General features: G+C 63.2%; 31 protein-coding genes. 13 read left to right on the top strand and 18 right to left on the bottom strand.

Annotated elements, in window-relative coordinates; translation table 11 throughout:
• Positions 1 to 7: 7 nt before the first annotated feature.
• Positions 8 to 1,048: an efflux RND transporter periplasmic adaptor subunit gene (locus HOP53_RS14735; RefSeq protein ID WP_234270730.1), complete on the bottom strand. Its 1,041-nt coding sequence runs from the start codon at positions 1,046 to 1,048 to the stop codon at positions 8 to 10.
• A gap of 197 nt (positions 1,049 to 1,245) precedes the next feature.
• On the opposite strand from HOP53_RS14735, the gene HOP53_RS14740 reads away from it, so the two are divergent.
• From HOP53_RS14740 to HOP53_RS14765, 6 genes are all read left to right on the top strand, one after another.
• The gene (locus tag HOP53_RS14740) at positions 1,246 to 1,896 is read left to right on the top strand and encodes a TetR/AcrR family transcriptional regulator C-terminal domain-containing protein (protein WP_234270731.1); all 651 of its coding nucleotides are present in this window, start codon (positions 1,246 to 1,248) and stop codon (positions 1,894 to 1,896) included.
• Between the two features lie 66 nt (positions 1,897 to 1,962).
• Positions 1,963 to 2,862, top strand: coding sequence for an alpha/beta fold hydrolase (locus HOP53_RS14745; protein ID WP_234270732.1), 900 nt, complete (start codon positions 1,963 to 1,965; stop codon positions 2,860 to 2,862).
• Between the two features lie 52 nt (positions 2,863 to 2,914).
• Complete coding sequence (locus tag HOP53_RS14750; protein WP_234270733.1) at positions 2,915 to 3,334, top strand: PadR family transcriptional regulator; 420 nt, start codon at positions 2,915 to 2,917, stop codon at positions 3,332 to 3,334.
• A 49-nt stretch (positions 3,335 to 3,383) separates the two neighbouring features.
• Positions 3,384 to 4,547 (top strand): MFS transporter, encoded by a 1,164-nt coding sequence (locus tag HOP53_RS14755; protein ID WP_234270734.1) that lies wholly within the window; start codon positions 3,384 to 3,386, stop codon positions 4,545 to 4,547.
• Entirely contained in the window at positions 4,544 to 5,293 is a 750-nt protein-coding gene (arsH, locus tag HOP53_RS14760; RefSeq protein WP_234270735.1) for an arsenical resistance protein ArsH, read from the top strand. The genes HOP53_RS14755 and arsH overlap by 4 nt, the downstream gene beginning before the upstream one ends.
• A 4-nt stretch (positions 5,294 to 5,297) precedes the next feature.
• Positions 5,298 to 6,068, top strand: coding sequence for a metallophosphoesterase (locus tag HOP53_RS14765; protein ID WP_234270736.1), 771 nt, complete (start codon positions 5,298 to 5,300; stop codon positions 6,066 to 6,068).
• Between the two features lie 89 nt (positions 6,069 to 6,157).
• On the opposite strand, the gene HOP53_RS14770 is transcribed toward HOP53_RS14765, so the two are convergent.
• Together HOP53_RS14770 and blaOXA are read right to left on the bottom strand one after the other, a co-directional pair.
• On the bottom strand, positions 6,158 to 6,631 hold the full coding sequence (locus HOP53_RS14770; RefSeq protein WP_234270737.1) for a RidA family protein: 474 nt from the start codon (positions 6,629 to 6,631) through the stop codon (positions 6,158 to 6,160).
• A gap of 90 nt (positions 6,632 to 6,721) precedes the next feature.
• Positions 6,722 to 7,513 (bottom strand): class D beta-lactamase, encoded by a 792-nt coding sequence (gene blaOXA / locus HOP53_RS14775; protein WP_234270738.1) that lies wholly within the window; start codon positions 7,511 to 7,513, stop codon positions 6,722 to 6,724.
• A gap of 325 nt (positions 7,514 to 7,838) precedes the next feature.
• Here blaOXA and HOP53_RS14780 point away from each other — a divergent pair, with 325 nt between their 5' ends.
• Complete coding sequence (locus HOP53_RS14780) at positions 7,839 to 8,813, top strand: SDR family oxidoreductase (protein WP_234270739.1); 975 nt, start codon at positions 7,839 to 7,841, stop codon at positions 8,811 to 8,813.
• A gap of 22 nt (positions 8,814 to 8,835) precedes the next feature.
• Here the strand turns inward: HOP53_RS14780 and HOP53_RS14785 are convergent, their stop codons facing one another.
• Positions 8,836 to 9,282 carry a GNAT family N-acetyltransferase gene (locus HOP53_RS14785; RefSeq protein WP_234270740.1) on the bottom strand — a complete coding sequence of 149 codons (447 nt, stop codon included), beginning with the start codon at positions 9,280 to 9,282 and terminating at the stop codon, positions 8,836 to 8,838.
• A gap of 127 nt (positions 9,283 to 9,409) precedes the next feature.
• Positions 9,410 to 10,129 carry an FMN-dependent NADH-azoreductase gene (locus tag HOP53_RS14790; RefSeq protein ID WP_234270741.1) on the bottom strand — a complete coding sequence of 240 codons (720 nt, stop codon included), beginning with the start codon at positions 10,127 to 10,129 and terminating at the stop codon, positions 9,410 to 9,412.
• A gap of 140 nt (positions 10,130 to 10,269) precedes the next feature.
• On the opposite strand from HOP53_RS14790, the gene gcvA reads away from it, so the two are divergent.
• A complete protein-coding gene (gene gcvA, locus HOP53_RS14795; RefSeq protein ID WP_234270742.1) occupies positions 10,270 to 11,190 on the top strand; it encodes a transcriptional regulator GcvA in 921 nt (306 codons plus the stop codon).
• Here gcvA and sigJ read toward each other — a convergent pair.
• From sigJ to HOP53_RS14815, 4 genes are all read right to left on the bottom strand, one after another.
• Entirely contained in the window at positions 11,185 to 12,057 is an 873-nt protein-coding gene (gene sigJ / locus HOP53_RS14800; protein WP_234270743.1) for an RNA polymerase sigma factor SigJ, read from the bottom strand. The two genes, gcvA and sigJ, sit on opposite strands and share 6 nt — an antisense overlap.
• Positions 12,057 to 12,389: a putative quinol monooxygenase gene (locus tag HOP53_RS14805; protein ID WP_234270744.1), complete on the bottom strand. Its 333-nt coding sequence runs from the start codon at positions 12,387 to 12,389 to the stop codon at positions 12,057 to 12,059. The genes sigJ and HOP53_RS14805 overlap by 1 nt, the downstream gene beginning before the upstream one ends.
• A gap of 75 nt (positions 12,390 to 12,464) precedes the next feature.
• On the bottom strand, positions 12,465 to 13,028 hold the full coding sequence (locus HOP53_RS14810; protein ID WP_234270745.1) for a pyridoxamine 5'-phosphate oxidase family protein: 564 nt from the start codon (positions 13,026 to 13,028) through the stop codon (positions 12,465 to 12,467).
• A 57-nt stretch (positions 13,029 to 13,085) separates the two neighbouring features.
• A complete protein-coding gene (locus tag HOP53_RS14815; protein WP_234270746.1) occupies positions 13,086 to 13,631 on the bottom strand; it encodes a carboxymuconolactone decarboxylase family protein in 546 nt (181 codons plus the stop codon).
• Positions 13,632 to 13,773: 142 nt separating this feature from the next.
• On the opposite strand from HOP53_RS14815, the gene HOP53_RS14820 reads away from it, so the two are divergent.
• Positions 13,774 to 14,679: a LysR family transcriptional regulator gene (locus HOP53_RS14820; protein WP_234270747.1), complete on the top strand. Its 906-nt coding sequence runs from the start codon at positions 13,774 to 13,776 to the stop codon at positions 14,677 to 14,679.
• Here the strand turns inward: HOP53_RS14820 and HOP53_RS14825 are convergent.
• Positions 14,676 to 15,113, bottom strand: coding sequence for a VOC family protein (locus HOP53_RS14825; protein WP_234270748.1), 438 nt, complete (start codon positions 15,111 to 15,113; stop codon positions 14,676 to 14,678). The genes HOP53_RS14820 and HOP53_RS14825 overlap by 4 nt on opposite strands.
• Positions 15,114 to 15,181: 68 nt before the next feature.
• On the bottom strand, positions 15,182 to 16,156 hold the full coding sequence (locus tag HOP53_RS14830; RefSeq protein WP_234270749.1) for a helix-turn-helix transcriptional regulator: 975 nt from the start codon (positions 16,154 to 16,156) through the stop codon (positions 15,182 to 15,184).
• A 140-nt stretch (positions 16,157 to 16,296) separates the two neighbouring features.
• Between HOP53_RS14830 and HOP53_RS14835 the strand changes: the two genes are divergently transcribed.
• The gene (locus HOP53_RS14835; protein WP_234270750.1) at positions 16,297 to 17,004 is read left to right on the top strand and encodes a glutathione S-transferase family protein; all 708 of its coding nucleotides are present in this window, start codon (positions 16,297 to 16,299) and stop codon (positions 17,002 to 17,004) included.
• Between the two features lie 83 nt (positions 17,005 to 17,087).
• Here the strand turns inward: HOP53_RS14835 and HOP53_RS14840 are convergent, their stop codons facing one another.
• The 3 genes from HOP53_RS14840 to HOP53_RS14850 form a co-directional block, all read right to left on the bottom strand.
• On the bottom strand, positions 17,088 to 17,450 hold the full coding sequence (locus tag HOP53_RS14840; protein ID WP_234270751.1) for an antibiotic biosynthesis monooxygenase family protein: 363 nt from the start codon (positions 17,448 to 17,450) through the stop codon (positions 17,088 to 17,090).
• Between the two features lie 52 nt (positions 17,451 to 17,502).
• Entirely contained in the window at positions 17,503 to 17,919 is a 417-nt protein-coding gene (locus HOP53_RS14845; protein WP_103968634.1) for a VOC family protein, read from the bottom strand.
• 167 nt (positions 17,920 to 18,086) lie between these two features.
• Positions 18,087 to 18,857 (bottom strand): SDR family oxidoreductase, encoded by a 771-nt coding sequence (locus HOP53_RS14850; protein WP_234270752.1) that lies wholly within the window; start codon positions 18,855 to 18,857, stop codon positions 18,087 to 18,089.
• A 239-nt stretch (positions 18,858 to 19,096) separates the two neighbouring features.
• On the opposite strand from HOP53_RS14850, the gene ada reads away from it, so the two are divergent.
• The gene (ada, locus tag HOP53_RS14855; protein WP_234270753.1) at positions 19,097 to 20,206 is read left to right on the top strand and encodes a bifunctional DNA-binding transcriptional regulator/O6-methylguanine-DNA methyltransferase Ada; all 1,110 of its coding nucleotides are present in this window, start codon (positions 19,097 to 19,099) and stop codon (positions 20,204 to 20,206) included.
• Between the two features lie 7 nt (positions 20,207 to 20,213).
• Here the strand turns inward: ada and HOP53_RS14860 are convergent, their stop codons facing one another.
• Positions 20,214 to 20,756 carry an Lrp/AsnC family transcriptional regulator gene (locus tag HOP53_RS14860; protein ID WP_234270754.1) on the bottom strand — a complete coding sequence of 181 codons (543 nt, stop codon included), beginning with the start codon at positions 20,754 to 20,756 and terminating at the stop codon, positions 20,214 to 20,216.
• Between the two features lie 67 nt (positions 20,757 to 20,823).
• Here HOP53_RS14860 and HOP53_RS14865 point away from each other — a divergent pair, with 67 nt between their 5' ends.
• Positions 20,824 to 21,993 carry an MFS transporter gene (locus HOP53_RS14865; RefSeq protein WP_234270755.1) on the top strand — a complete coding sequence of 390 codons (1,170 nt, stop codon included), beginning with the start codon at positions 20,824 to 20,826 and terminating at the stop codon, positions 21,991 to 21,993.
• Positions 21,994 to 22,019: 26 nt separating this feature from the next.
• On the top strand, positions 22,020 to 22,415 hold the full coding sequence (locus HOP53_RS14870; RefSeq protein WP_234270756.1) for a VOC family protein: 396 nt from the start codon (positions 22,020 to 22,022) through the stop codon (positions 22,413 to 22,415).
• A gap of 78 nt (positions 22,416 to 22,493) precedes the next feature.
• Here HOP53_RS14870 and HOP53_RS14875 read toward each other — a convergent pair whose 3' ends face one another.
• The 3 genes from HOP53_RS14875 to HOP53_RS14885 all read right to left on the bottom strand — a co-directional run bounded on the left by HOP53_RS14875 (position 22,494) and on the right by HOP53_RS14885 (position 26,851).
• Entirely contained in the window at positions 22,494 to 24,458 is a 1,965-nt protein-coding gene (locus HOP53_RS14875; RefSeq protein WP_234270757.1) for a tripartite tricarboxylate transporter permease, read from the bottom strand.
• Positions 24,459 to 24,543: 85 nt separating this feature from the next.
• On the bottom strand, positions 24,544 to 25,539 hold the full coding sequence (locus HOP53_RS14880; RefSeq protein ID WP_234270758.1) for a type 2 periplasmic-binding domain-containing protein: 996 nt from the start codon (positions 25,537 to 25,539) through the stop codon (positions 24,544 to 24,546).
• A 178-nt stretch (positions 25,540 to 25,717) separates the two neighbouring features.
• The gene (locus tag HOP53_RS14885; RefSeq protein WP_234270759.1) at positions 25,718 to 26,851 is read right to left on the bottom strand and encodes a 4-oxalomesaconate tautomerase; all 1,134 of its coding nucleotides are present in this window, start codon (positions 26,849 to 26,851) and stop codon (positions 25,718 to 25,720) included.
• Positions 26,852 to 26,995 lie beyond the last annotated feature (144 nt).

The following is a 26,995-nucleotide window of genomic DNA, read 5'->3' on the forward strand; positions in this document are numbered from 1 at the left end:
ACGTGTCCTAGTCGAGGCGCGTTTGGGGCTTGACCCGCATGCCGTCGCGCAGCAGGTGGGTGCCGGAAGTGACGATCGGCTCGCCTTCCGCCAGGCCGTCGAGCACCGTCACACGGTCAGACAGTGCAGCACCGAGGGTGACGGGGCGCGACGTTACCGTTTGCGACTCGGGATCGAACCTCCAGATGCGCATCTCGCCGTCGTTGCCGGGGTCCAGCGCTGAAATTGGCACCGTGACACCGGATGGCTCTGAGTCGAGCCGAGTGATGACGAGGTTCGCGGTCATGCCGGGCAACAGCTCGATCGCGTCTGGACGAGGCAGGGATACGCTGACCGGATAGCTTTGTCCTACCGGGTCGGCTTGGGGGCGGTGCTCCCGATAGCGGACCGGTAAGCGCCGTTCGGGAGCGGCCTCGAAGATAGCCTCCATTCGGTACGTCTCGGGATGCTCGAGGATGGCGCTGAGCCGCTCGGGCACATGAAAGCGCAGGCGAAGCTCGCTCATGTCCTGCACCCGCAATATCGGCGTGTTTGCGGCTACGGTGGCGAAGGGTTCGGCCAGCCTGCGGGTCACCAGAGCGTCGAAGGGGGCTTCGAGACGGGCATAGTCGAGCTGCCGGCGAGCCTGCTCGAGCGCCACGGTTTGGGTATGAAATTCGGCCTCTGCCTGCTCGAAGCTCGCCGTCGAGGCGGCGTTCTGGGTATGCAGTCGGCGCAGGCGCTCGTACTCCCGCCGGGCCTGCTCATGCCGCGTCTCCACCTGGCGCAGCGCCAGTTCGAAGTCGGTGGTATCAAGCATCGCCAAGGTTTCGCCGCGTGGTACGAAGGCACCTTCGCGTGGGCCCTGCTCGAGGAGTTGGCCGCCGACCTGGAAGGCCAGATCGACAGTGCTGGCGGCTTCAACACGGGCAACGAAGCGGTGGCTCGGCGCGGGGAGCGACATGGCGTTTTCCACCCGCACCGGGCGTATCACCTCCTCGCCATCGGTGCTGGCGCCTCCCTCGGTGCAGGCGGTAAGGCCCAGCGCGAGCGACAGGAAGAGCAGCATCCGTGGCCATCTGGGCAGTGGGCGTGCGAATGGAAACGCCATTGGGAGCATTTTGTTAACGCCGTTAATAGGTTTGGCTTGAATGTATTGTTAACGATGTTAATATGTCAAGCGACAAGTGACACGAAGCGAGAATTCGCGTGACGGAAAACGACAGTGCGCCGAAGCGTAGGCGGCGGAAGAAGGAGAAGCTGAGCGTGCGGCAGATCGCCGAGGCGGCGCTGTTACTGGTGAACCGGGATGGCCTGGATGGATTGACGATGCGAGCCTTGGCCGATGCCATGGACGTGCAGGCGCCGGTGATCTACCGCCACGTGGCCGACAAGCGGCAATTGCTCGATGAAATGGCCGATGCCATCGTGGCTGCCGTTCCGCTGGGCGGGCTCGATGACGAGGATGCCTATGTCAATCTGGCCGAGTTCGTCCGGCGCCTACGGCGTACCTTGCTGAGGTATCGTGACGGTGCGCGTATCGTGGGTGGCAGCTACTCCGCCAAGCACAGCACCTTGCGCGGCGCCGAAACGCTGATGGAGCTGCTGGTGAAAGCCGGGCTCGACCGCGACCGGGCGCTCTGGGCGATGACCACGCTGCTCTCTTTCATTCTCGGCGAAACGCTAGAGCAGCAGGGGCTGCCCGACGAACCCGGCGAGGCCACGGCGACCATTACCGCTTCCCTCGGCGAGGTGCTGGCAAGTCCTGACTTCCGCCATCTCGATACGGAACTGATGGCGCGACGCTTCTTCGATTTCGACGGTCGCTTCGAATTCGGCCTATCCCTGGTGTTGGCAGGAGTGCGTGAGCAGGCTGCCGGCACGTCGCGCCACAGGTGCACGACTTCAAGGCCGTGACCGGTCTGACGCCGGGCGGCTACCATCACTACGTCCAGCGTCGATACGCAGCCAGGGGATGAGCTCATGACGAAAGAGGTTGGCCAGCCTTCCGGGCCGCGCCCTGGGTTCCGCTCTTCCGGGGGCGGTACCCATGAGGTGCCTGGAGCGGCGCTCTCCTATGTCGAAAAGGGTCGCGGCCTGCCACTGTTGATCCTGGGTTCGGCCGTCTACTATCCGCGCACCTTCCCGGCGAGCTTGCACGGATCGTGTCGTCTGATCTTCGTGGATCTTCGCCATTTCGCCGGCAAGCTCGACACGGGGCGGGTGGCCATTACCCTGGAGACGTACTGCGAGGATATCGAGGCCATGCGCAGCCGGCTGGGTCTCGAACGATTCGTGCTGGTGGGGCACTCCCATCACGGCAACGTCGCCCTGGCATATGCCAAGCGATATCCCCACAGGGTGTCCCATCTGGTGCTCATCGGCACACCACCGTGTGACGTTCGGGGCACACTGGAAGCCGGACATCGCTATTGGCTTACTCATGCCTCGAGCGCACGCAAGGCGGTGCTGGCGTGCAACCAAGCACGGCTTGACGAGGCGGCATTGGCCGAACTTCCACCGGGTGAAATGTTCGTTGCGCGCTATGTGGCCGATGGCCCGCGCATCTGGTACGACCCGCATTACGATGCCGCCCCTCTCTGGCAAGGGGTGCCGATCGACACCGAGGCTTTCACGGCATTTCGCGACTTCTTCGTCGACTACGAGTTCAACTGGCGTCTGGAGGATCTCTCCGCGCCGGTGCTGGTAGTGATGGGGCGCCATGATTACGTCGTGCCCCCTACGCTCTGGGAGTCCCGCCTGCCTGACCTGCCACCCGTTACCTATCGGCTGTTCGAGCAAAGTGGCCACACGCCCCAGTTGGAAGAACCGGAAGCGTTCGCCAGGCTGCTGTTGGAGTGGCTTGGGCGGGATGAACCATAGAAGGGCGCTTCACCATCTTGACGCCTCGATCATCGAGGTATAGGTTTCTCCCATGACCAAAGCGAAATCCGAAGCGGCCGCCGGCCGTCGGATCCCCGACTACAGCGATCCTTCGTACTGGCGCGGCACGATCAAGATGTCGCTGTCGAAGTTCTTCGTGCTCAGCGTACTGCACCGACATCCGATGCACGGCTACGAGGTGGTGCAGGCGGTGGAGAAGAGCACCAATGGCTGCTGCAGTCCCTCGGAGGGCACGGTCTATCCGGTACTCAACGAGTTCGAGGCGGGGGGCTACCTCTCGTCCACGAACGAGGTGGTGCAGGGGCGCTCGCGCAAGGTGTATGCGCTGACGGAGAAGGGACGGGAGGCCTTTCAGGTGGCGGTGGATGCCTGGCTGGAGGCCACGGACTGCATCGTTGAGAGCCGTCGCATGGCCGCGGGGGCAGTGAAACGGGAGGAGCGGGAAGGATGAGCGCGGCGCGTTTTTTCAGGTCCAGATACCTCGATGATCGAGGTAGTCAATGAGCTCGCGCACCGGTGTGGTCGTCGCCCTGGGCGTCTCCCAGACGCTGGCCTGGGGCTCGACCTACTATTTGCCGGCCATCCTCGCCGTGCCCATGGCGCGAGATCTCGGCCTTGCCACGGGTACGGTATTCGCGGCCTTCTCCTCGGCATTGGTGGTGTCGGCCGTGCTGGGGCCGGCGGTGGGGAGGCGCATCGACAGATTTGGCGGACGCGACGTGCTGGCGGCCTCGAGCCTGGTATTCGCCCTGGGTCTGGTGCTGCTGGGGTTGGCGGATGGCCCCGTGCTGCTATGGGCAGGTTGGCTGGTGATCGGCGTCGGCATGGGGATGGGACTGTACGAATCGGCTTTCTCGACCCTGGCCGGGCTCTACGGCCGCGAGGCGCGCGGCGCCATTACCGGCATCACGCTGTTGGCGGGCTTTGCCAGCACGGTGTGCTGGCCGATCACCGGCTGGCTCAACGCCGAATTCGGCTGGCAGAGCGCCTGCTTTACCTGGGCGGCGGTACATCTGCTGCTGGGTTTGCCGCTCAACCGGTTGCTGATTCCATTCGGTATCCAGCCGCCCGCGCTTCACGCCGAGACGGCAGTTGCCGAGGCGAATTCGACCTGGCTGCCCATGGTGCTGCTGGCCTTCGTCTTCGCCGTGACCTGGTTTGTCAGTACCGCCATGGCGGCGCACCTGCCGTGGCTGCTGCAGATCGCCGGCCTCTCGCCCACCGCCGCCATTGCCGCCGCGGCGCTGGTCGGGCCGGCCCAGGTGGCGGCACGAATGCTCGAGTTCTCGCTGCTGCAGCGCTTTCATCCCTTGCTCTCGGCCAAGTTGGCGGTGGTGGCGCATCCCATTGGCGCGCTCGGCGTGATGACGCTGGGGGCACCGCTGGCCACGCTGTTCGTGCTGCTGCACGGTGCCGGCAACGGCATTCTCACCATCGCCAAGGGCACGCTGCCGCTGGCCATTTTCGGCCCCCATGGCTATGGCCTGCGCCAGGGCGTGCTGATGGTGCCGGCACGCTTCGGCCAGGCGCTGGCGCCGCTGGCCTTCGCCCTGTTGATCGAGCGCTTCGGCACCCAGGCGCTGCTGTTCTCCTCGGCCCTGGGGCTTGCCGCCCTGGTGGCGCTGCTCGTCCTGCAAACCCACGCCCTGAAGGAGGCGACATGAGGCTTCGCACGCTCAACGACCCTGACTATCTACCGGCCCTCGACGAGCGCTTCGCTCTCCGGCAGCCCGGCCAGGGCTTGCCCGATCCGCTGGGCCATCCGCCACGCATCCTGCTGCTCTACGGCTCGCTGCGCGAACGCTCCTATTCGCGCCTGGCGGTGGAAGAGGCTGCGCGGCTGCTGCGCTATTTCGGCGCCGAGACGCGGATCTTCGACCCTTCCGATCTGCCGTTGCCGGACCAGGTGCCGGGCGACGATCACCCGGCGGTGTGGGAGCTGCGCGAGCTGGCGCTGTGGTCCGAAGGGCAGGTGTGGTGCAGCCCCGAGCGCCACGGCCAGATCACCGGCGTGATGAAAACCCAGATCGACCATTTGCCACTGAGCATGGGCGCGGTGCGGCCCACCCAGGGGCGCACCCTGGCGGTGATGCAGGTCAGCGGTGGCTCGCAGTCGTTCAATGCGGTGAACACGCTGCGCCTGCTGGGGCGCTGGATGCGCATGTTCACCATCCCCAACCAGTCCAGCGTGCCCAAGGCGTATCAGGAGTTCGATGAGGCCGGGCGCATGCGGCCCTCGCCGCTCTACGACCGCATCGCCGATGTGATGGAGGAGCTGGTGCGCTTCACCGTGTTGTTACGGCCCCACGCCGAAACGCTGGTGGACCGCTACTCGGAGCGCCGTGAGGCGGCCGGTGCCAAGGCCGACCCGGTGACCGACAAGGCGGCGGTTGCGCAAACCTCGGAGTAGCGTCATGCACAAGGTACTCTGGTTGACGGATCCTCACCTCGTGGAGCCTGATAACGCAGCGTCCCAAGCGCCTGCCGAGGCCTGGCAGCGCTTCCGGCGCTGCCTGGACGACATACGCCACGATCACGCGGATGCGGAGCTGCTCGTGCTGAGTGGCGATCTCGTTCAGTTGAACAACCCGGGGGCCTATGCGCTGCTGCGCGAAGCGCTGGAAACGTTGCACATGCCTTACCGGCTGCTGGTGGGCAACCATGACGATCGCACTGCGTTGCATGAGGCATTTCCCCACATCCCCATGGTCAGAGGCTTTCTCCAGGGCAGCGACGATATCGGTGAGACGCGTCTGATCTATCTCGATACCCAGGCAGCACAAGGCCACTATGGTGAACTCTGTCCCTTCCGGCTCGACTGGCTGGCAGCGGAGCTGGAGGCGGCCTCGACCCGCCCGGCGGCGATATTTCTCCACCACCCACCAATGGCAATCGGCGTGCCCGCACTCGACAGACTCAAACTGTTGGAGAGCGAAGGGCTGCGTGATTTGCTGCAATCACGCCGTGCCCCGACGCAGTTCTTCTGCGGCCATGTGCACCGCAACGTCTCGGGCCGATGGTGCGGCCATCCCTTCGCCACCTTGAAGAGCACCAACACGCAGTTCGCTTTCGACATGCAGGCGGAACGCCTGAGACGTTGCGATGAGGAACCCGGCTATGGCGTCTTGCTGTTCGATAACGGCGAAGTGATCGTCAATTACGTGGATATTTCCACTGACCACTGATGCCGTGCCAAGCATTACAAGACCGGGGCGATTCACACCCCGGGATCAGACACGAGGCCGGCTGGCTCCATTGGCATTACTCCGCCTGCTTACTTAGGGCGAACCTCGAAGATGCCTTCCACCTCGACGGCCAAGTCATAGGGTAATGCGCTGACTCCCACTGCCAGGCGCGTGTGACGCCCTTTTTCGCCAAACGCCTCTAGGAAGAGATCGGAAGCCCCATTCATGACCTGGGATTGACCGTGAAAATCGGGCGTGGAATTGACATAGCCGGCCAGCCGAACCGTGTTGACCAAGCGCTCTAGTTCGCCATTGAGTGCGTCATTGAGCTGGGCGATCAGGTTCAGGCCGCACAGGCGGGCGGCTTGTTGGCCCTGTTCGAGACCGTAGGCATCGCCGAGCTTGCCGGCAAAGCGCCGTTCTCCGTTCCACTGGCATAGCTGGCCTGTCACGAATAGCAGGTTTCCAGTTAGGTGGTAAGGAACATAGCTGGCTCCCGGCTTACTCGGCTCCGGCAGGTCGATGCCCAGGGCTTTCATTCTGGCTTCGATGGTTTCAGGCATGGTGTTTGTCATCGCTGAGTTGTTTTGATCCGCTCGATGGCAACGTTGAGGAAGTCATCGAGCGGGTGAGCTGCAGGTGGGTGCGAACGTTTACCGATTCTTTGGTATCCCCAATGCCTCCAGGCTAGCTTTGCCTAATTCGACACGCTTTGCGGCATCGCCGGCCTTCTCAATGTCCAGGTTCAAGGCGAAGGGATATAGTGTTTCCCCTTCCTGAACCCAGCCTACCCACCAGCCTATGCCCGGATCGGGCGCGTTCTCCCAGCCGGTCTTGCCATAAAGGGCCCAGCTCTCGTCATGTTCCAACAGGATGATGTCGCGGGTGGCCTGTTGTACCGAGTTGGAGACAGGTAATGTCCCTTGGGCTAGCTCGAGCAGGAAGTACGCCTGCTCGATGGCGCTTATCTCGAGCGGACCCACTAGCCAGAAGTCATCGACATGCTCGCCTATCTCGGCATTGCCGTAGTCGAGTTCCCGTAGGGCTGTCTGCATCGGTTCCTTGCCGATACGCCGAGCCAAGGCCTGATAGATAGGAACGTTGGAAAGCTCGATGGCCTCACGCAACCCCATGTCCTGTTCCCATACGTCGAAAGGCTGGGGCTCGCCACCGTAGGGCAGAACCTCGTCGACACTATCGACAGCTCCGACACTGAGTCCGATCAGAGTATGCGGCACCTTGAAGGTCGAGGCCGGTACGAAAGGGGTTGTGGCCCTTTCATGATCATGGCCGATGAGCCGCTGGTTAATGGGATCATAGAGTATGAACGTGCCGCTGATGCCTGCTTCCTGGAAGAGCTGGGTTATCTCGGGGCTTTCCTGCCACTCGTGGGCGTAAGCATTGATGCTGAGTAACAAGAGGCTAGGAGCCACTATTTTTTTCATTATTAATTTTCCTGAAGTTATCTTGCTTTATTGGATGAATTGGAGAGTGCCGGAATGTGAGTATTCGGCAGGGATTTTGAAAGATGATCTTGAGAAAAGTGCCAAAAAAATCAGATGATTGTTCGTGATGAGTGACCCTTCTTTAACGTTATATAACGAACCTCTTCTGGACTCTCTTCATAGCATTTCCAATGCAACCGCTGAATACGAAACAACGGTTATATGCCGCAACCACCCGCTTCGCTGAGCTTATCGCCAGGATGTTGACTATCTTCAGGTGAAGGATCGGCTAGGATGCCGTGAAGTCATTGGAAAGGAGGCTGTCATGTACTCACCTGCGATGCCCGAAACCGTTGTTGTTGTGACCGGCGCTTCCAGCGGCATCGGCCGTGCCACGGCACATGAGTTTGCTCGACAGGGCGCGACCCTGTTCCTGGCGGCCCGGGACAGGACGGCGTTGCATGACGTCGCCGAGGAGTGTCATCGGCTCGGTGGGCAGGCCAGGTTCATCGTCGCCGACGTTACCAAGCCTGAAGATATGCAGCGACTGGCCCAGAGCGCAATAGAGGCGGCGGGCAGGATCGATGTATGGGTCAACAACGCAGGCGTCGGTGCGCTCGGCGCCTTCGAGGAGCTTCCTCTCCAAGACCATGAGCGGGTCATCCAGACCGATCTTATTGGCCAGATCAACGGCGCCTATGCTGTGCTGCCCCATTTCAAGCAGCGAGGCCGCGGCATTCTGATCAACAATATTTCCCTAGGCGGCTGGGCGCCGCAGCCCTATGCCGCTTCCTACAGTGCAGCGAAGTTCGGCCTGCGGGCCTTCGCCGAAAGCCTGCAGGGTGAGCTCCGCCATTGGCCGGAGATCCATGTCTGCAATGTCTATCCCGCCGTAATGGATACCCCGGGGTTTCGTGATGGTGGCAATTACACCGGCCGTGCCGTCAAGCCCGTGCCGCCCGTCTATGATCCTCGGCGTACTGCTCGCACCATCGTCAAGCTGGCTCGGTATCCGCGGCCGACGGCCTACGTGGGGCTACCCGCCATACTGGCTCGCCTTGCCCATGGTATGCCGGGCTACCCGTGGCTCAATGCCAGCCTGGTCGACTTTGCCATGAGGCAAGCCCGGCCCATGGCGAACTCATCGGGCAACTTGTACGCGCCGCCGAGTGGAGAGCGGCGCATCGATGGTGGCTTCCGTGCTACCGATACGCGCCGTAAGGCGGTCGTGGCAGCGAGTCTTGCAGGGATACTGCTGGGCTTTTGTCTGTCGCGCCGCCGCAGGCTGCATCAGGACTGAGCGTTTAGCGCGTACCTGACGGTCAATAATCAAGAGCCAGCCGCAGCCTGTCCTTGTGCTGAATGCCGTTCTCGTAGATCGGCTCATCGTAGTGGGTCAGGAAGTAGTCACGCTCCACGGCAACGACCCTGAACCCTGCACGTTGGTAGAAGGAGAGCTGATAACCGAAGGTGCCGGTGCAAAGCTCAAGGCGCCGTGCACCCGCATCTCTAACCGTTGCGATGGCATGATCCAGCAGCCGCTTGCCAATGCCCTTTCGCTGATACGCCGGGTCGACGGCAATGTTCATCAGCTCATGAACACCGCCTCCAATGGGCTGGATGACATAAGCGCCGACGGTCTTCTCCGCGATAGTCGCAACATGGCAAATCGAGTGTTCGAGGTAGCGTGCGATGGCATCAAGCGAGGGATCGGCCTCCAACAGGAGTTGGAGAGGAGCCTCGGCGCTGGGTGCTTGTTTGATGAGCATGTCGATGTGCTTGCGGCTTGTCTGAGGGCGGTCGGTGCCGGTTCGACGAAGTGTCGATTGATAGATGCTACAGGGACGAGACCGGGGCGTCATTCGCCCCGGTGTTGCCATCTCGCCGAATGCGGCATCAGGCTGGCTGCGCCAGGCGTGATGTTGCCAACTCACGCTGCAAGCTCTCGATGAGCTGATCTATACGCGCCAGGGCGCTTTCAGTCGAGGCCGCCAGCGCCTCGCCGCCTTCCTCCTGATGCTCGATGGCGATGCTGTGAAAGCCGCCAATGCCGATGAACTGCAGGGCGGTGCGTGCGCCCGGCTCGAGATGGTTGAATGCCGCCATGCTGCGCCCTGGGTCGAAGTCGTAACCGCCGCGAGAGGAGAGCAGCACCGCATGCCGTTTTCGGCCGGCCAGCAGCGGCACGTAAGATTCCAGGGGCATGAAGGGGTGGGCACCGTACTGCATGTCGAAATCGACCGTACGACCGATGCGGACGATGTTGTCGATCCAGGCCTTGAACGCGGCCGGGGGGCCGAAGTTGTACATCGGTACGCCGAGCACCAGGATGTCGGCCCGTACGACCTCGTCCACCAGGGCATCGCTCTCGGTGAGCAATTCTCTCATCGGTTCGGTTTGCTGCTCGATGGGCGTGAAAGCGGCTTCGATCCATTCGACGCTGGTCAGTTGCGGCGGGTTGGCGCCGAGATCCCGATAGACGATCTCGGCATCCGGCTCCAGAGTGCGCCAGCGGGAAACGAAGTGGTGGGTCAGCCGGCGGGTGTGCGAGCCGTGATCGTGGCTGCCGGCACGGCCGGGGCGTGGGCTGGCGTCGAGGTGAAGTAAACGCGTCATGGGTTTTCTCCGTCACTGGGTGTAGGATCTATTGAGTGAATTGTTCTCAGCCTTGCCTGTGGCTTGTTTCATATAAGCCTGAAGCCAAGTGGGGCGACAAACGACGATTCTTTTTCTATTTTGGAAAATAAAACTCATCCATGATGCCGCGACGACTGCCTTCTCTCTCCGCCCTGCGCGCCTTTGAGGCGGCGGCGCGCCACCTCAGCGCCAAGCGTGCTGCCGAGGAGCTCTCGGTCACGCCGACGGCGATCAGCCATCAGATCCGCCAGCTCGAGGAGAGCCTGGGCGTGGCCCTATTCGTGCGGCGGCCGCGGCAGCTGGTGCTGACGACTCAGGGCCAGGCGCTGCTCACCGTGCTGAGCGACTCCTTCGATGCCATCGCCGAGACGGTGACCAAGCTGCGCCGTCCGCCGACGCGGCAGGCGGTAACGCTCTCGACCACGCCGGCCGTGGCAGCACGCTGGCTGCTGCCCTGGGTCTGCCTGCTGCGCGATGCCCACCCGCAGATCGACCTGAGCATTCAGGTCTCACACAAAACGGTCGCCCTGGATGGCGTCGTCGCCGACATGGCGATTCGCTACGGCGAGGGCCCCTGGCCCGGACTGGTCGCGGAGAAGCTGTTCGACAATGTCTTCGTGCCCGTCTGCAGCCCCGTGCTGAAGCTGCGTGAACCGGCCGAACTGGTGCGCCATACGCTGCTGCACTTCTCTTCGCCCGCGCCGTTGGACTGGGCGGCCTGGCAGCGCCAGGTCCAGGTACCGGGGCTCGACGTCAGCGCCGGACTGATGTTCTCCGACGAGACCCATGGCATCGCCGCTGCCCTGGACGGCCAGGGCATAGCCCTGATGAGCCGGTATCTGATCGAGGAGGAGCTGCGTCAAGGGCGCCTGGTTCAGCCATTCGGCCCCGAGGTGAAGGCCGCTCCCTTCCAGCTCGTCTACCCGCCCGAGCGGCTCGAGGAGCCGGCCATTGCCGCCGTGCGCGAGTGGATCGTCGGGCTGCTGGATCCCCAAGCCAGAGAGAGCGGCTGCCGTGCGATAGTCGAGCGCCAGTCATGACGTCAGTCGTGTCAGCTTGTCGGGATTGCGCACGATGAAGATATCCGTGGCCTGGCCTGAGCGGTCGTAGCCGAAGGTCACCGTCGCGACGACACTTCCCTCTCGGAACATCATGAAGCCGGGACCGCCGTTGATGTCGGCCACGCGCCACAGATAGCCGGCCCAGTATTGGCTCAGACGGCTGGCCAGGAAGTCGAGTACGGCCGACTTGCCGTGCAGCGGCTTGAGCAGGGTGGGCACCTTGCCGCCGCCATCGGCGCTGAGGCGGACCTCGGCCGAGAGCAGGTTGGCGAGCCGTGCCGTGGCGCCCTCGGTGATGGCGAGCCTGAACGCTTCCAGCAGCGCCTGCTGGCGTTCCCGCGGTGGCGCATGGCGCTGCTCGGCGGCCTGCAGATTGGCTCGCGCTCGGGAAACCAACTTGCGGCAGGCCGGCTCCTTGAGCTCGAGCATGGCGGCGATCTCGGCGTAGGACGTGTCGAAGATCTCATGCAGCAGGTAGGCGGCCCGCTCCTTGGGCGAGAGGCGTTCCAGCAGCAGCAGGAAGGCGGTGGAGAGCGAGTCGGCCAGCTGCATGCTGCGTTCCGCATCGGATACGGCAGCGGTCGGGATGGGCTCGGGCAGCCAGGCACCGACGTAGTCGACCCTGGCCCGGTGGGCATTGCCCAGCAGATCGAGGCAGCGTCGCGTGCAGGCGGTCGTCAGCCAGGCGTGGGGCGTATCGATAGCCTCACGATCCGCTGCCTGCCATTTGAGAAAGGTGTCCTGCACCGCATCCTCGGCGTCGGCGCGCGAGCCGAGGATGCGATAGGCCAGCCCCAGCAGCATGGGGCGGGCCTCTTCGAAGCGCAGAAAATCGGCAGAAGGCATCAGGCTGTCTCGGCTATCGGCGCTGAGCTGTCCTTGGCCCAGGCCACCGTGGCGGCGTGGATCACAGGCGGATGGGCCAGCAGGGGCGTTACCGCGGCGACATAGGCATCGTAGGCCGGTCCCTGCATGAAAGCCTGTGGATCCGCGCCGACGGCATAGCGCTGGAAGACGCGAATGGTGTCGGGATCGCTGTCATCGTAACAGTAGAAATAGGCGTCGTGGACCTGGCGCGCCTGGATGCTGGGCGCCAGGTGAGTCTCCCAGGCGCGGCGTACCTCGTCGCGCTTGCCGGGCAGTGCCTTGTGGGTGATGAACAGAGTGTTCTGGCTCATGTGTGGCTCCTGAATCGCTGAGGTAGAGAGGCGAAGGCCGAGTGGCCGTCACTGTCATGACGATTCAGGAGGATGCTATGTGACATGGGCGGACAAAATTGCCATCTCATCACGCGTGAAACGCGGCGTGATGTGCTGCGGGCAGTTGAAATCGAACGCCTCGATGGCGATCACCAAGCCTCTCTCTACCCGGGCGCGGTAAGTGGGCACCTCCAGCCGAGCCAGCAGTGCCGCATCGTCCTCTTCGTGGACGATGCGTGCCCGACCCCAGATCTTCAGCCGCCGTCGGTTGGCGTAGTCGATCAGGAACAACATCGTCCTGTCGTCATGGGCAATGTTGCCCGCACTGATGTACTGCCGGTTGCCGGCGAAATCGGCGAAGCCGAGGGTGTGATCATCGAGGCACTGCAGGAAGCCGGGCGGCCCGCCACGGTGCTGCACATAGGGCCAGCCATTCTCGCCGACGCTGGCCATGAAGAAGTGGTCCTGGGCGGCAATGAACTCGCGAACGGGCGCGCCGAGAACGTCGCGTCCGGCCTCGGCCGGGTCGACGGGCTTGGTGGCTTCCCGGCTGCCGTAGCGAGCCTGGGCGGCGCGAACCGAAGGGGTATAGGTGAGCGTCTTGAAGGCACGTGTCATGGCGAAGTTCCTCGAAAGGTGCCGCTCGGGAGAGAGCGGCACCGCAACGGCTGCGGGTCAGGCAACCGAATCCAGGGTGACCCGGTCGAAGTCGATCTCCACGCGGCTGGCCTTGCCGAGGATATTGGTCAGCAGGTTCAAACCCACATGGGTGATGATCTCGACGATCTCGCCGTCGCCATAGCCAGCATCGCGCACGGCCTGCAGCTCTGCCGTGGTGACATCGCCCATGTGCTCGACCAGGGCGCGGGCGAAGGCGACTGCGGCAGCGGCTTTGGCGTCATGGCTGGTACCGCGGCGATTGGCGGCCATCTCGTCGCTGCTCAGCCCGGCGCCCTGGCCAAGGGTCGAGTGTGCGGAAAGGCAATATTCGCAGCCGTTCTGCTGCGCCAGCGCCAGGGCGATACGCTCCCGGGTTCGCAGGTCGAGACGGCCCGACTTGGCGATGCCGTGCAGGCCGAGAAAGGCCTCCAGCGCCTTCGGTGAGTTGGCAAACACCCTCAGGAAGTTCGGCACCACGCCCAGTTGTGACTGAATCGCATCGAACAGTGCCTTCTGCTCGGCATCGGCGGTTTCCAGACTGACGACGTTGATACGGCTCATGGCAAAGCTCCTCTTGGTTTGAACGCCCGCTTTATGAGCGGCGTCGCAGCGTGAGCTGCAGACACGGCAAGCTTGCCGAATTTCGAAAACTTGAAGAATCGTCATAGAATGAAATTAACTATTTCTTTTATTGGAACAATAAATGGATCGCTTTCATCTGATGACGGTATTCCTCGCCGTGGCGGAGGAGGAGAGCTTTGCCGGGGCAGCCCGCCGTCTGGGGCTCTCGCCGCCCGCCGTGACGCGCGCCATTGCCGAGCTGGAGGAGCGTCTGGGCATGCGTCTGCTGACGCGCACGACTCGAGTAGTGAGGGTGACCGAAGCGGGGACGAGCTATCTCGACGACTGCCGCCGCATTCTGCAAGACGTCAAGGAGGCCGACGAATCGGCGGCGGGGCTTGCCGCCATGCCGCGCGGGCAGCTCAACGTGACCGCGCCGGTGCTGTTCGGCAGGCTCTTCGTGCTGCCGACCCTGCTCGATTACCTGGAGGAGTATCCCGAGGTCAACGCCAATGCGGTGTTTCTGGATCGAGTGGTCAACCTGGTCGACGAGGGTTTCGACGTGGCGGTGCGGATCGGCGAGCTGCCCGACTCGTCGCTACGCGCCGTGCGCGTCGGTCAGGTGCGGCGTGTGGTGTGCGGTGCTCCCGGTTACTTCGAGCGTCATGGATGGCCGCAGCAGCCGGATGAGCTCGGCCAGCATCGCATCATAATGGCCAGCGGTATCTCCTTGCAGCCGGAGTGGACGTTTTTCCCCAAGGCTGGAGAGAAGGGGGTGTCGTACCGGGTCAAGCCGCGCCTGGTGATCAACGTCAACGACGGCGCCGTGCAGGCAGCGGCCGCCGGCTGGGGCGTGACGCGTCTGCTGTCGTATCAGATCGCCCCGCAGCTCGAGCGTGGCGAACTGGTCACGGTGCTCGAGGAGTTCGAGGCACCGCCGCTACCCGTGCATATCGTGCATCGGGAGGGGCGCCGCCCGGCGGCCAAGGTGCGGGCCTTCATCGATCTGCTAGCCGGGCGGCTGAGAGAGGAAGCCGTGCTGCGCTAGGCGGCGGCCTGTTCCTCTTTGTCGTAGTTGATCATCCAGGCGACGCCGAACTTGTCCACCAGCATGCCGAAGCGATGCGCCCAGAAGGTCTCTTCGAGGGGCATTTGCACGTTGCCGTTGTCGGCCAGCGCATTGAAGAGCTTTTCGGCCTGCTCAACGGAGTCGACTCCCACCGCGATGCTGGCGCCCTTGATGCCTTCGTAGGGCGCGGGGCAACCGGGGGAGTAATCCGATGCCATCAGCAGTTGATCGCCGATGCGCAGGCGGGCGTGCATGATCAGGTCGCGGGCTTCCTCGGGAATCTCCATGCCTTCACTGGCGGGCATTTCGGCGTAGGTAGCCATAGCCTCGAGCTTGGCGTCGAAGCAGCGCTGATAGAACTCGAAGGCTTCGCGACAGTTGCCGCCGAAGATCAGGTAGGTGGAAAGCTGCATGGTGGGTCTCCAGGGGTCGTTGTTGGTACCGCTTCCCTACATCGATTCACCCTAGTCGCTTTCGACACTCACTCAGGCATTTTCCAACGGTCAGTTGGCACGGCCAGACGCTGGAGGCGGGCGGCCTGCTGGGCAAGGGCATCGCAAAGCGCCGGTGGGTCGAGGATCTCGAAGTCGTAGGGCTGGCGGGCGAGCTGACGAGCGAACCAGGCCAGGCTGTCGGTGCGGGCATGCAGCAGCACGGCGCTGCCGTCGGGAGTGAATACGCCGATATGGCGCCCCAGCTCTTCGACGGCATGGGCGAGATCGGTGTGCAGGCGCACGCTGACGGCGGTGGCGCGGGGCAGGTTGGCGATGCTGCGGGCCAGATGTGCGGCCGGGTCGAAGTCGGCCGGCCTGTCGAAGCTGGCCTCGAGCGGGGTGGCCTCGGCGATGCGGTCGAGGCGAAAGCTGCGCAGGTCGCGGCGCAAGTGGCACCAGCCACTGACGTACCAGCGCCCGCCGCGGAAGACCAAGCCATAGGGGTTGAGCACACGCTGGGTGTGCTGCTCCCGGTCGTCGCGGTAGTCGAGCCGCACACGCTGGCGGGCCTGGGTGGCGGTGGCGAACAAGAGCAGCAGGCGCTCGTCGCCCGGTGCCCTGGCCGAGGGCAACTCCAGCCGGGCGCTCTCGCTCAGCGCCTGTGCTTGCTGTTTCAGCCTGGCGGGCATGACCCGTTCCAGCTTGGCCCGCGCGGTGTCCAGCGCCGGGGCCGTTTCGGCAATGCCTAACCCTTGAGCGGCGAGCAGCCCCAGCGAAACGGCCAACGCCTCTTCGCTGTTGAACATCAGCGGTGGCAGCTTGAAGCCCGGCATCAGGCGGTAGCCGCCGTGCCGTCCCCGCTCGGTGGTGACGGGAATACCGAGCTCTTCCAGCGCCTGGATGTAGCGTCGCAGCGTACGGCGGTCGACGCCCAGCCGTTCGGCCAGCTCCCGGCCGCTCATGTGGCGGTGGGTCTGTAGCAGTTCGAGCAGTGTCAGCACGCGAACGGTGGGATTGGCCACGCTGAAGGTTCCTGTTTTCAATAGGACATGATTCGCCCTATTTAGCCATTACCTTGCTGACAAGGCCAAGCGCAGAGGGCGCTGGCTTTTCTCACTCACTTTTTTCACTCAGCTTTTCTCTCTCAACAAGGAGCAAGACAATGGAACCCGTTCTCTTCTATGGCGTACCGCAAGGTTGTTCGTTCGGCTCTGTCGTGGCGCTCGAGTGGCTGGGCAAGCCCTATCGCCTGTGCCGCATCGAAATGCTGGAGCAGCCCTGGGATGCGCTTTATGCCAAGGTAAATCCCCTGTTCAAGACTCCGGCACTGCTGCTGGAGGATGGCGAACCTCTTACCGAGAGCCTGGCGATTCTGCAGCATTTGGCGGCACGCGACCTCGAAACACGGCTGGGCTTCGTGCAGGGCAGCCGGGAATTCGACCGGCTCAACCAGATGCTGGCCTACCTCAACACGGACTTCTTCGCCGCCTTCGGTCCACTCTGGACCCTCTACGATACGCAAGGAATGAGCGGTGTGGAGCAGGAAATGCTGCGCCGGCTGGGCCGCGAGTCTGTGGCAGAGAGCTGCGCTTATCTGGATAAACTGCTTGCCGAGCGGGAATGGTTGCTAGGTGACGAGCGCAGCATGGCGGATGCCTACTTCGTTGGTATCGCCCGCTGGGCCGAGTACCATCGATTGTTCGACCTGAAGCAGGAATACCCCAACTTGGCGCGGCACCTGGCGAAACTCAGGGACGGCCCGGCCGTGCGCTTCGCCGAGGCCATCGAGCGCGGCGAGCAGCCGACGGGAAAGGGGCACTTCAAGGGCCATGTGAGCCTGCGTGAATTGGAGTCGCGACTGGCTGCCTAGTTGGGCCTGGCCGAGGAGGTCGAGCTGCCTCGCCAGAAATATGGACCCGCCCCGGTAAGTAAGGGCTTACCGGGACGGTGTCTTTATCCGGAAGCAGACGAAGAATCATGGCGCTCGCGGCTGTCGGCGGGCGCCTGGTCGCGTTCGTGCATGCCGTAGTCGCGCATCACCGTGGCCACGCGCAGGCGATAGTCGTCGAAGACCACTTCGCGGCCTTGAGCCTGGGCCGCACGGTGGCGCTCGAGCTGGCGCCACTGGGCAACGGCCTGCTCATCGCGCCAGAAGGAGAGTGAGAGGATCTTGCCCGGCTGGGTGAGGCTCTCGAAGCGTTCGATGGAGATGAATCCGTCGATCTCGTCGAGCAGCGGCCTCAGGCTGGCGGCGATGTCGAGGTATTGGTCGCGGCGGCCGGATTTGGGAATGACTTCGAAGATAACGGCGATCATGGCTGTTCCGTGTTGTCGTTGTCATGTGTTCCCGATACTACTCGTGCAGGCTTTAGGTTGCGATCTCGTCGTAGCCGCGATTCAGGAACTGCACGAAGCAGAAGCCGTGGCCAAAAGGGTCGGCCATCAGCGCCAGCTTGCCCCAGCGATCGGTGACGATGGGTTGCTCCTGGGTAGCGCCGGCGGCGATGGCGCGCTCTACTGCGGCGTCGATGTCATTCACTACCACGTCCAGATGCACCGGTGTCCAGTGGCGCGTGTAGTGGCGCTGCGCGCCGGGTACGGGCTCTCCTGCAGCATAGGCCGCTGAGCCGCTGGCCTTGACCAGCAGGTAGATCGGCGCCGGGCCGCCGATCATCTCAACGCCGTCATCGCCGAAGCGGCGGCCGACCTCGAGGCCGAAGGCGTGGACGTAGAAGTCGATGCCGCGTTCCAGATCGTCCACGTCCAGATTGATGAGAAAATCCATGCTGCCTCCTGCCAATGAGTCAGGCCAACCCGGCCAAGTGCGAAAGGGTAAGCCCTGCCCGGTAAGTAAGTGCTTGCCGGGGGTGGTGTCGTCTGGGAAGGGTAGCAGGCACTGAAGCGGTTGTTGCAAAGGAAGCGGTGTCGCCGAGCGGCACCGCTTCATGTCAATCATGTCCGGCTGATGGAGACGCCACCGTCGACCAGCATGGCGGTGCCGGTGACGAAGCTTGAATCGTCCGAAGCCAGATAGAGCGCCGCTCGGGCGATCTCTTCCGGTATGGCCATGCGCTTGAGTGCGTGCAGGTTCTCGACGAAGGCCAGGACTTCCGGTCCGGCATCCGGGGCGTTGGTGATGCTGGCAGGCGTGTCGGTGCCACCGGGCAGCAGGGCGTTGACGCGTATCCCATGGGACCCCAGCTCCGTCGCCAGACATTTCATCATGCCCAGCAGGCCGGCCTTGCTGGCGGCGTAAGCGGACATGCCGGGCATGCCGACGGTATGACCGACGAAGCTCGAGGTGAACAACAGGCTGCCGCCGCCACGCTGCAGCAATGCCGGGACCTGGTATTTGGCCCCTAGAAAAGCGGCAGTCAGATTGGTATCCAGCACGTTGCTCCAGTCACTCGGCGCCATCTCCTGCAGTGGCCCCATCGGCCCGACGATGCCGGCGTTGTTGAAGGCAATGTCGAGACCGCCGAAGCGCTCCAGGGCGGTGGCGACCAGGCGCTGAGCTGACTGTTCGTCGCATACGTCCCCGGCGACGGCAATGGCTGTACCGCCGTTGCGTGCGATGGTCTCGACCAGGGCATCGAGTTCGCTCTGGCGGCGAGCGCTCACTATCAAGCTGGCGCCTTCCTTGGCAAAGAGGCGGGCAGTGGCATGGCCAATGCCCGAGCTGGCTCCGGTGACGATGGCGACCTTATCGGCAAGTCGTTTCATGGCAATATTCTCCTTGGTGTGGATATGAGATCGATGCGACCCCATACCCACCTTGCCGATGCTGAGGTAAGCCCTCACTCCGCTTCTTGCCGTCAAAAGATGAGCGGCCCGGTGATGCTATGCTGCGTTTGTCAGCGCATGAGCAGTTCACTTTGAAAGCAAGAGACGGAGTGTGCCAGGCGGGGATCGGGCTCATCCTGAACTCTCGGAGAACGCCGAAGCCACAGCGGGGGCCCGCCATGATCGACACAACCAGCGACTCACTTACCGCCTTCGATTCCGATGAGGCGAAATGGGCGGCAGTATCGAATCGTGATGCGAACGCCGATGACGCCTTCGTCTACGCGGTACGCACCACGGGCATCTATTGCCGCCCGACCTGCCCATCGCGCCGGCCACGCCGCGAGAACGCGGAGTTCCATGCCGACGCGGCGGCGGCCGAGCGGGCCGGCTATCGGCCGTGCCGGCGCTGTCATCCTCAAGAGGGCTCGCTGGCGCAGCGCAACGCCGAGCGCATTGCCCGTAGCTGCCGGCTCATCGAAGCTGCCGATGACCTGCCTTCTCTCGATGAGCTGGCTCAAGCCGCGGGGCTGAGCCGCTTCCATTTCCACCGGGTGTTCAAGTCGGTTACCGGGCTCACGCCCAAGGCCTACGCCGTCGCCTGTCGTGCGGATCGGGTGCGCCAGACCATGACGCAGCGTGAGACGGTCACCGAGGCGATGTACGAGGCGGGGTTCAACTCCAGCGGGCGCTTCTATGCCGGCGCCGACCGCATGCTCGGCATGACACCGAAGCGTTACCGCGCGGGCGGCCAAGGCGCCGAGATCCGCTTCGCGCTGGCCGAGTGCAGCCTGGGAGCGCTGCTGGTGGCGGCAAGCGACAAGGGCATTTGCGCTATCTCCTTGGGAGACGACCCTGAAGCTCTGCTGCGCGAGCTGGAAGACCGCTTTCCTACGGCCAGCCTGACCCCCGGCGATACTGCCTTCGATGAATGGGTGGCCACGGTGGCAGGCTTCGTCGAGGCGCCCAAGGGGTCGCTGGCTCTGCCGCTGGACGTTCGCGGCACTGCCTTTCAGCGGCGTGTCTGGCATGCGCTGACCGAGATTCCCATCGGGACGACGCTAAGCTATGCCGAGCTGGCGACTCGTATCGGTTCGCCCAGGGCGGTGCGCGCCGTGGCACGGGCCTGTGCGACCAACACCTTGGCGTTGGCGGTGCCCTGCCACCGGGTGGTACGTAGCGACGGCGCGCTTTCCGGATACCGCTGGGGGGTGGAGAGAAAGCGCACGCTGCTCGAGCGTGAGGCGGCACTGGCGGATATCGCTGTGCCGGAGAACATTGGAGAATGAAGACAATTCAGCGCGCAGTTTCGTCCATGGGCGGCTCTTCCAGCGCCTCGGTGATGCCCGCCTGGGGCGTGCGTTCGAGATAGGTGGAGAGCACTACGTAGCTGCGTGTGGCCTTGATGCCCGGCATGGCGTAGAGCCGCGCGAGCAGGCCCTCCAGCGCCCGGCTGCTGGCGCAGCGCACCTTGAGCAGGGTGCAGGTATCGCCGGCTACCGAGTGGATCTCTTCCAGCTCGGGCAGTTCGGATAGCGCCCTGAAGGTGCGGCTCTTGCTGCCCCCGGTGGTGTCGACATGCACAAAGGCCAGGAAAGGCTTGCCGGTGGCGGGGCCGTCCAGCACCGCCACCGTACCGCGAATGCGCCCGGTGGCGCGCAGCCGCTTGACCCGTTCGTGCACGGCCGGCGCCGACAGCCCGACGCGGCTGCCGAGCTCGGCATAGCTGAGCCCGGCGTCCACCGCCAGCTCGCCTAATATTTTTCGGTCGAAGGTGTCCAGAGGGCGGGCTTCCGGGGCCTTGTCCTGAACGTTTTCTGTTTTTTCAGAATTCGGCATTTTCGTGATTGCTCCGAACGTGATTCTTTTCTTCAATGATAATCTCGAATCGCATATGGAGCGAACCGTGATCTCTCGTCGCGTTCTCCTGCTGACCGCTGCCATTGCCGTGATCGGTGCCAATTCGCTGGCGCTGAGCCCTATCGCCGCCACGGTGGCGGCGTCGTTTCCGGGCCGCAGCGCCGCCGATGTGGTGACGGCCGCGGCGCTCTATGGCCTGGCCACGGCGAGCAGTGCGCTGCTGCTGGCTTCGCTGAGCGATCGCATCGGCGCCGAGCGTGCCTTGACGCGGGCGCTGCTGGTGCTGTCGGCTTCCCTGGGTGCCGCTGCGCTTTCTCCGGCGCTGTGGACGCTGATCGTCGCCCAGGCGCTGGCCGGCCTGGCGGCGGGCGTGGCGCTGCCGGCGATCTATACCCTGACCGCGCAGGTGGCCGAGAAGGGGCGCGAGAGCCAGACGCTGAGCTTCGTGCTGACGGGATGGACGCTGAGCCTGGTGGTCGGGGTCGGCCTGGCGGCGCTGTTGGCCGATCTGCTGCACTGGCGTGCCGTCTTCTCCCTCCTGGCGCTGGCCGCCGTGGGGTTGGCACTGGGGATCTCGCGTTGCCACGACTGGGGCATGAGAACGGTCGGTGAGGCGCCGAGCTCGACCCTCAAAGCGTTGCGCATTCCCGGCATTCATTCGCTACTGCTGAACGTCGCGGCCTACATGACGGCGTTCTACGGCTTGTACACCTACCTCGGCCCGCACCTGGGTGAGGTGCTGCAGCTTCCCACGTCCTTCGCCGGGCTCGCCATTGCCGTCTATGGCCTGGGCTTCGGCGCCGCCGCCCCGTTGGGGCGGTTGGTCGACCGCTACGGTGCGACCGTCGCCGCCTGTACCACCTTTGCCGGCCTGATGCTGGTCTACCTGGGGTTGATGGCGGCCGCCGCTCTTCCGCTGGTGATGCTGGCGCTCTGTCTAGCCTGGGGCGTGGCCAATCATCTCGGCTTGAACCTGCTCATGCGCCAGCTTGCCGAGATCGACCCGGTGCAGCGGGGGGCCATCATGGGGCTGTATAGCGCCATCACGTATCTGTGCGTATTCGTCGGCGCGTTGCTCTATCGGCCAATCTTCACCCACTTCGGCTTTGCCGCCTGCGCCTGGGCCTCGGCGATGCTGGTGCTGCCGGCCCTGGGCTGGGCGCTGGGCCAGTGGCGCAAAAAGCAGGCTGGACTACGCTGCCATTCGGAGACATGACGAGTCGATAAAGGAGGTATCTCAGCATGATCGCCTACACCATGGTCGGAACCCGGGACCTGGAGCAAGCGCTGACATTCTACGATCCACTTTTCGCTGAAATGAGCTGGGACGTTTGCTGGAAAGACGAGGCCTGCGTCTCCTACGGCAAAGAGACCGACCTCGACTTCCCCAGGTTCATTGTCGGCTATCCCTTCGATGGTCATGAAGCCGGTGTGGGGAATGGCACCATGACCGCCTTCCAGTTCGCCGCCCCGGAGCAGGTCGACAGGCTGTATGAAATTGCCATCCGCAACGGAGGCAGCGATGAAGGTGCCCCGGGCTATCGTCCTCAGTATGCCGAAGGTTTTTATGCGGCTTATGTGCGTGACCGCGATGGCAATAAGTTGGCCTTCGTCGTCTATCCGAGAGAGGCGGAATAATTCAGTCTCATTGGCGATGCTTCCGAGAGAAAACGAACCGCCGCGCAATTGAGCGGCGGTTCGTTCTTGAGTGACACCTCAGCCGAACAGTAATGGATCGATCAGTCCGCTCGGGTAGGTCAGGGTTAGCAGTTTCGCCATGCCTACCAGGAAGATCGCCACCCCAGCAGACATGGTGATAGCCACCCACGGTTTGAGACGTGCGATGAACATCAGGAAAGCCAGACAAAACAGCGTTGCGGTAGTGACGAGGCCGAACGTCAGGATCGCTCCGACCAAGGCGAAGAAGCCTGCCAACCAGACGACTTGCTGAAGTAGAGGCTGGTGTTGCCACGCTGGCTTACGGACAAGGCTGCGCAGGATTTCCAGCAGACAGGCGACGCCCATGATTGCCAGGGCCAGTCGGGGCATGAGGCCACCAAGCAGGCTGAGGTCGGCAAGGTGGAACCAGCCATAGGTGGCCATTCCCAGCAGAGCGGTAAAGATCACCAGATCAATGCCACCGATGGTTATCGGCTTGCTGCCGGTCGCAGGTGCTTCCCCAACCGCAGGCGCTTGCTCGGTATCGGTCGACCGGAGCTTACGCCAAAGCTGACGAAACATGGGCAAGAACAGGGCGGCGAGGATCATGGCGCCGATGATCAGCACTCCTGGGCGCATGAAGGCAGCGCTGCCTTGGAACTGAACGGCTTGGTAGAAGTAGGCTTCAGCGCCAGGTGCCAGGACGAAGCCGATCAGGAAAGCGGGGCGTGACCAGCCGGCCTGCTTGAACAGGACGCCAAGGGCACCGATCGCGCCGAGGGCCAAGAGGTCTCCCGGGGAGCGTGTGGCCTGGTAGGCCGCAAACATGATCAGCACTGTGATCAGAGGGGCCAGGATGACGAAGGGCACGCGGGTCAAGCTGGCAACTGGACGCGCCAGGCCCAGGCAGAACGCTGCACCGATGATGTTGGCCAGGGCCAGCGACCAGATGATGGTATAGGTCAGGTCTAGATTGGTCTCGATCATGCTGACGCCTGGCTGCAAGCCTAGCAGCAGTAGACCACCTAGGAAGACGGCGGCGGTGCCCGAGCCAGGCACGCCGAACAGCAGAGTGGGCACCATGGCGCCAGAGGCGCAGGCATTGTTGGCGGCTTCCGGTGCGATGACCCCGCGGATGTCGCCGTGGCCAAACTTGGATTTGTCCTTGGCACTCTGTACGGCATGGCCATAGGTCATCCAATCCACCACCGAACCGGCGAGGCCGGGAATCGTGCCCAGTAGGCTACCGATGCCTGCACAGCGTGCTACCAGGCCACGGTTCTTACCGACATCTTGGAGGCCTTGTTTCCATCCCTTGCCGAGTCGGGTGCGTTCCCCGGCGATGGCGCCACGCTTGACCAGCAGGTCGATGATCTCGGGAAGTGCAAAGATCCCAAGACCGATCACTACCAGCGGTACGCCATCGAAGAGATAGTTGATCTCGAAGTTGAGACGGAACTCCCCGGTGGCTGGCGCCATGCCGATGGTACCGATCAGCAGGCCCAGGCCGCAGGCGGCGAGCCCTTTGAGCAGGTCGCGTCCGGAGAGCACCGCTACCATCGATAGCCCGAGCAGGGTCAGCATGAAGAGCTCGGAGGAGGAGAACGACAGCACCACCGGCCGGGCGATCAGAATGAAACCCGTCAACACGGCGGCGCCGATCAGGCCACCGATCATCGAAGAAAGGAAGGCACTGGAAAGAGCCCGTGCCGCCTGGCCGCGCTTGGCCAGGGAAAAGCCGTCGATGACGGTGGCCTGGGAGGCGCTGGAGCCGGGAATGCCCAGCAGCACCGAGGCAAAGGTATCGCCGGTGGGAATCACGGCGACCAGGCCCATCAGCATGCCGAGGGCGACACTCGGCTCCATGCCGTAGAGGAAGGGCAGCAGCAGCGCCATACCTGCGATGCCGCCGAGACCGGGAATGATCCCAACCACTAGGCCTACCAACACGCCGAGGACCATGTAGAGCAGATGATCCAGAGTGAACAGCTGCCCCAGACTGGAGAGAAGAATATCGAACATGAAATGCGGCTCTCGTGTTGTGCGGTGAGTTGAACCCAAAGGTATCGGCCCTCGTCGCCAAGGGACCGATGCCCGTTCTCACGCGTCAGATACTCGCGCCGTGCTTAGTTTTCAGCCAGTCAGCCAGCCACTCGCGAAGATCGTCATTTAGCGCCATGGCTTGTTCGAGATGTCTCTCGACGACATCGCCAATGATCGGGGTGTAGGGGCCCAAGTGGGCGTCAGCCTCCTGCTTGAACTGTTCGGTCTCGACGAACTCGAGGGCCGCTTCCCGGTAAATCTCGACGAGCTCATCAGGCGTGCCTTTGGGCACCATGATCAGCTTCTGCAGCGTGAAGCCTGAGGCGAAGAACTTCTCATAGGCTTCATTGGCGGTGCCGCTCGGGGCCTCACCGTTGAGGTTTCCATAGACTTCGGTAAAGGTCGGCAGGTCGGGGAACGCCGGGTCGCGCTCGATCTGCCCTTCGTCGTTAAGTACACCGAGCGAGAAGAGCGGGACGGCACGGCCCGACTCCACCAGGGGGGCCACACTGCTCAGATAGGCTGAGGTGGTCTGGAAGTCGATGTCCGCTTCGCCACGCTCGAAGGCCAGGCGACCCTCGCCACGACCTTGCATGCCGGAGACGGCCTGAACGTCGACACCCAGCATATCGAGAGCGATCAGCACCGGCAGCTCGAGTCCGGTGTGACTTTGCACCGCCAGCTTGACTCGCTTTTCCAGCAGGGTGGCAATTGCGCTCTCGCTTTCCTCACCCAGGCTGGGCTGGGCGTAGACGACGCCACCGGTCGGGGTTGCCAGGATCGGTGTCCAGTTGGAGTAGTCGTAGCGTACCCGCCGGTCCCCTAGCATGGCGGGAAACTGGGTCGAGGCGGAGGTGCCTAGCCAGTCGCTGCCGTCGCTCCTGGCCCGCGTGGCAAAGAGGTTGGCACCGTTGATTGAGCCGCCGCCCGGCACGTTGTCGATTGAAATGGTGGGCTCACCTGGAATGTGTTCGCTGAGCCAGGGGGAGAAGAAGCGGGCCCAGACATCGGTGCCACCGCCGACGCCGAAGGGAATGGTCCACTTGATGGTGCTGGGCACGTTCGCGTCCTGGGCTTGCACTGGGGCGGTGAGCGTTAAACCAAGCCCGGCAATTGCCAGGCCAAGGACGGCGGCTTTTTTCAATCGGCCAAGTGAGTTCGTGGTCTTGTGAGTGTTCATGGCATGCTCCTGGGTTGTTGTCGTTTGTGGGTGTCAGGTCACCCGTTGATGGTGATGATCAATTGGACTGCAGTGCAGGCATTGTCTCACTGGGTGTCGTTGAGGCGGTGTAGAAGATCGTGCCGCTCATGATCTTTCTGGCGGTACGAATCAGCGATACACGCGCGATAACGTTGGCATTGCCTTGGCGGTGCTCGACGTCGAGGTCGATGAAGCCGGACGGATGCTCCAGCCTCACCTGTGCCAGACACTCACCCCCGGTCATCCGTCCACTTTCTACTGCGATGCGGTTGGCGATGGTGCCGGGAACGCTGACCGCCGAGGCGACGGCAATGGCTCCGGTAACGGCGATGGCTTTGTGACAGCGGTGGGGGACGAAGTAACGCGCGCACAGTGTGCTAACGCGGTCACGCGCTGCGGAGAGAAGTACTGGCTTGGGCAAGACACCGTTGCTGACGTCGCCCAGCCCCATGTTCTGTCCTGCCTTGCGTCGAATGCTTTCGAGCCGCTCGAGAAAAGCGCTATTGGCATCCAGTTCGTCAGGGGATTCAGCGCCACTTAGGCCGAGGTCCGCAGCGTCGAGCATGATGATCGGCGTTGCCGCGTCGAGACAAGTGACGGCGACACCTTCGATCGAGTCGCAGGCCTTTCCTGTCGGCAGCAACGCGCCGGTCTTGGAACCCATGATGTCCAAGAAGCTGAGTTGAATCCCGGCGGCACTTCCGGGCACGCCGCTGATGGATGTGTTGCCCTCATAGCAGACCTGGCGGCCCGGCGTGGGGACGTGGCATTCGATCAGGCGCTGGGTGTTGAGATTGCGCACTCGCACCACGGTCTTGCCCTCCTGGGGTTCCACCAGGCCCGTCTCGATCGCGTAGGGGCCGACCGCCGAGAGCATGTTTCCGCAGTTCGGGCTGAAGTCGACTCGACGATTGAGTACGTCGACTTGGGCAAACAGATAATCGACGTCGGCGTCAGCATGGTAAGAGCGTTCCACAATGGCAATCTTGCTGGTCAGCGGATCCCCGCCGCCGATGCCATCGATCTGCAGGGCGTGGCCTGAGCCCATCAGGCTTAGCAGAATCTCGGCCTGGGCGTCCTGGCCACTGGGAAGGTCGCTCATGCGCAGGAAAGGGCCTCGGGAGGTGCCGCCGCGCATGATCATGCAGGGAATGCTATTCATCATCGTCATGCCACATCGCGTTTGGGAATCGTGATGTGAGCATGTCAGCGAGCAACTAATGCTTCAAATGCAAATAAATTCTCATATTGATTCAATATATGCATTAATGTGTTATGTTTATCAATACACATTATCCTATGCAAGAGTGCATCG

Origin of the sequence: Billgrantia ethanolica (assembly GCF_021404305.1) — a bacterium.
Taxonomy (GTDB): domain Bacteria; phylum Pseudomonadota; class Gammaproteobacteria; order Pseudomonadales; family Halomonadaceae; genus Halomonas; species Halomonas ethanolica.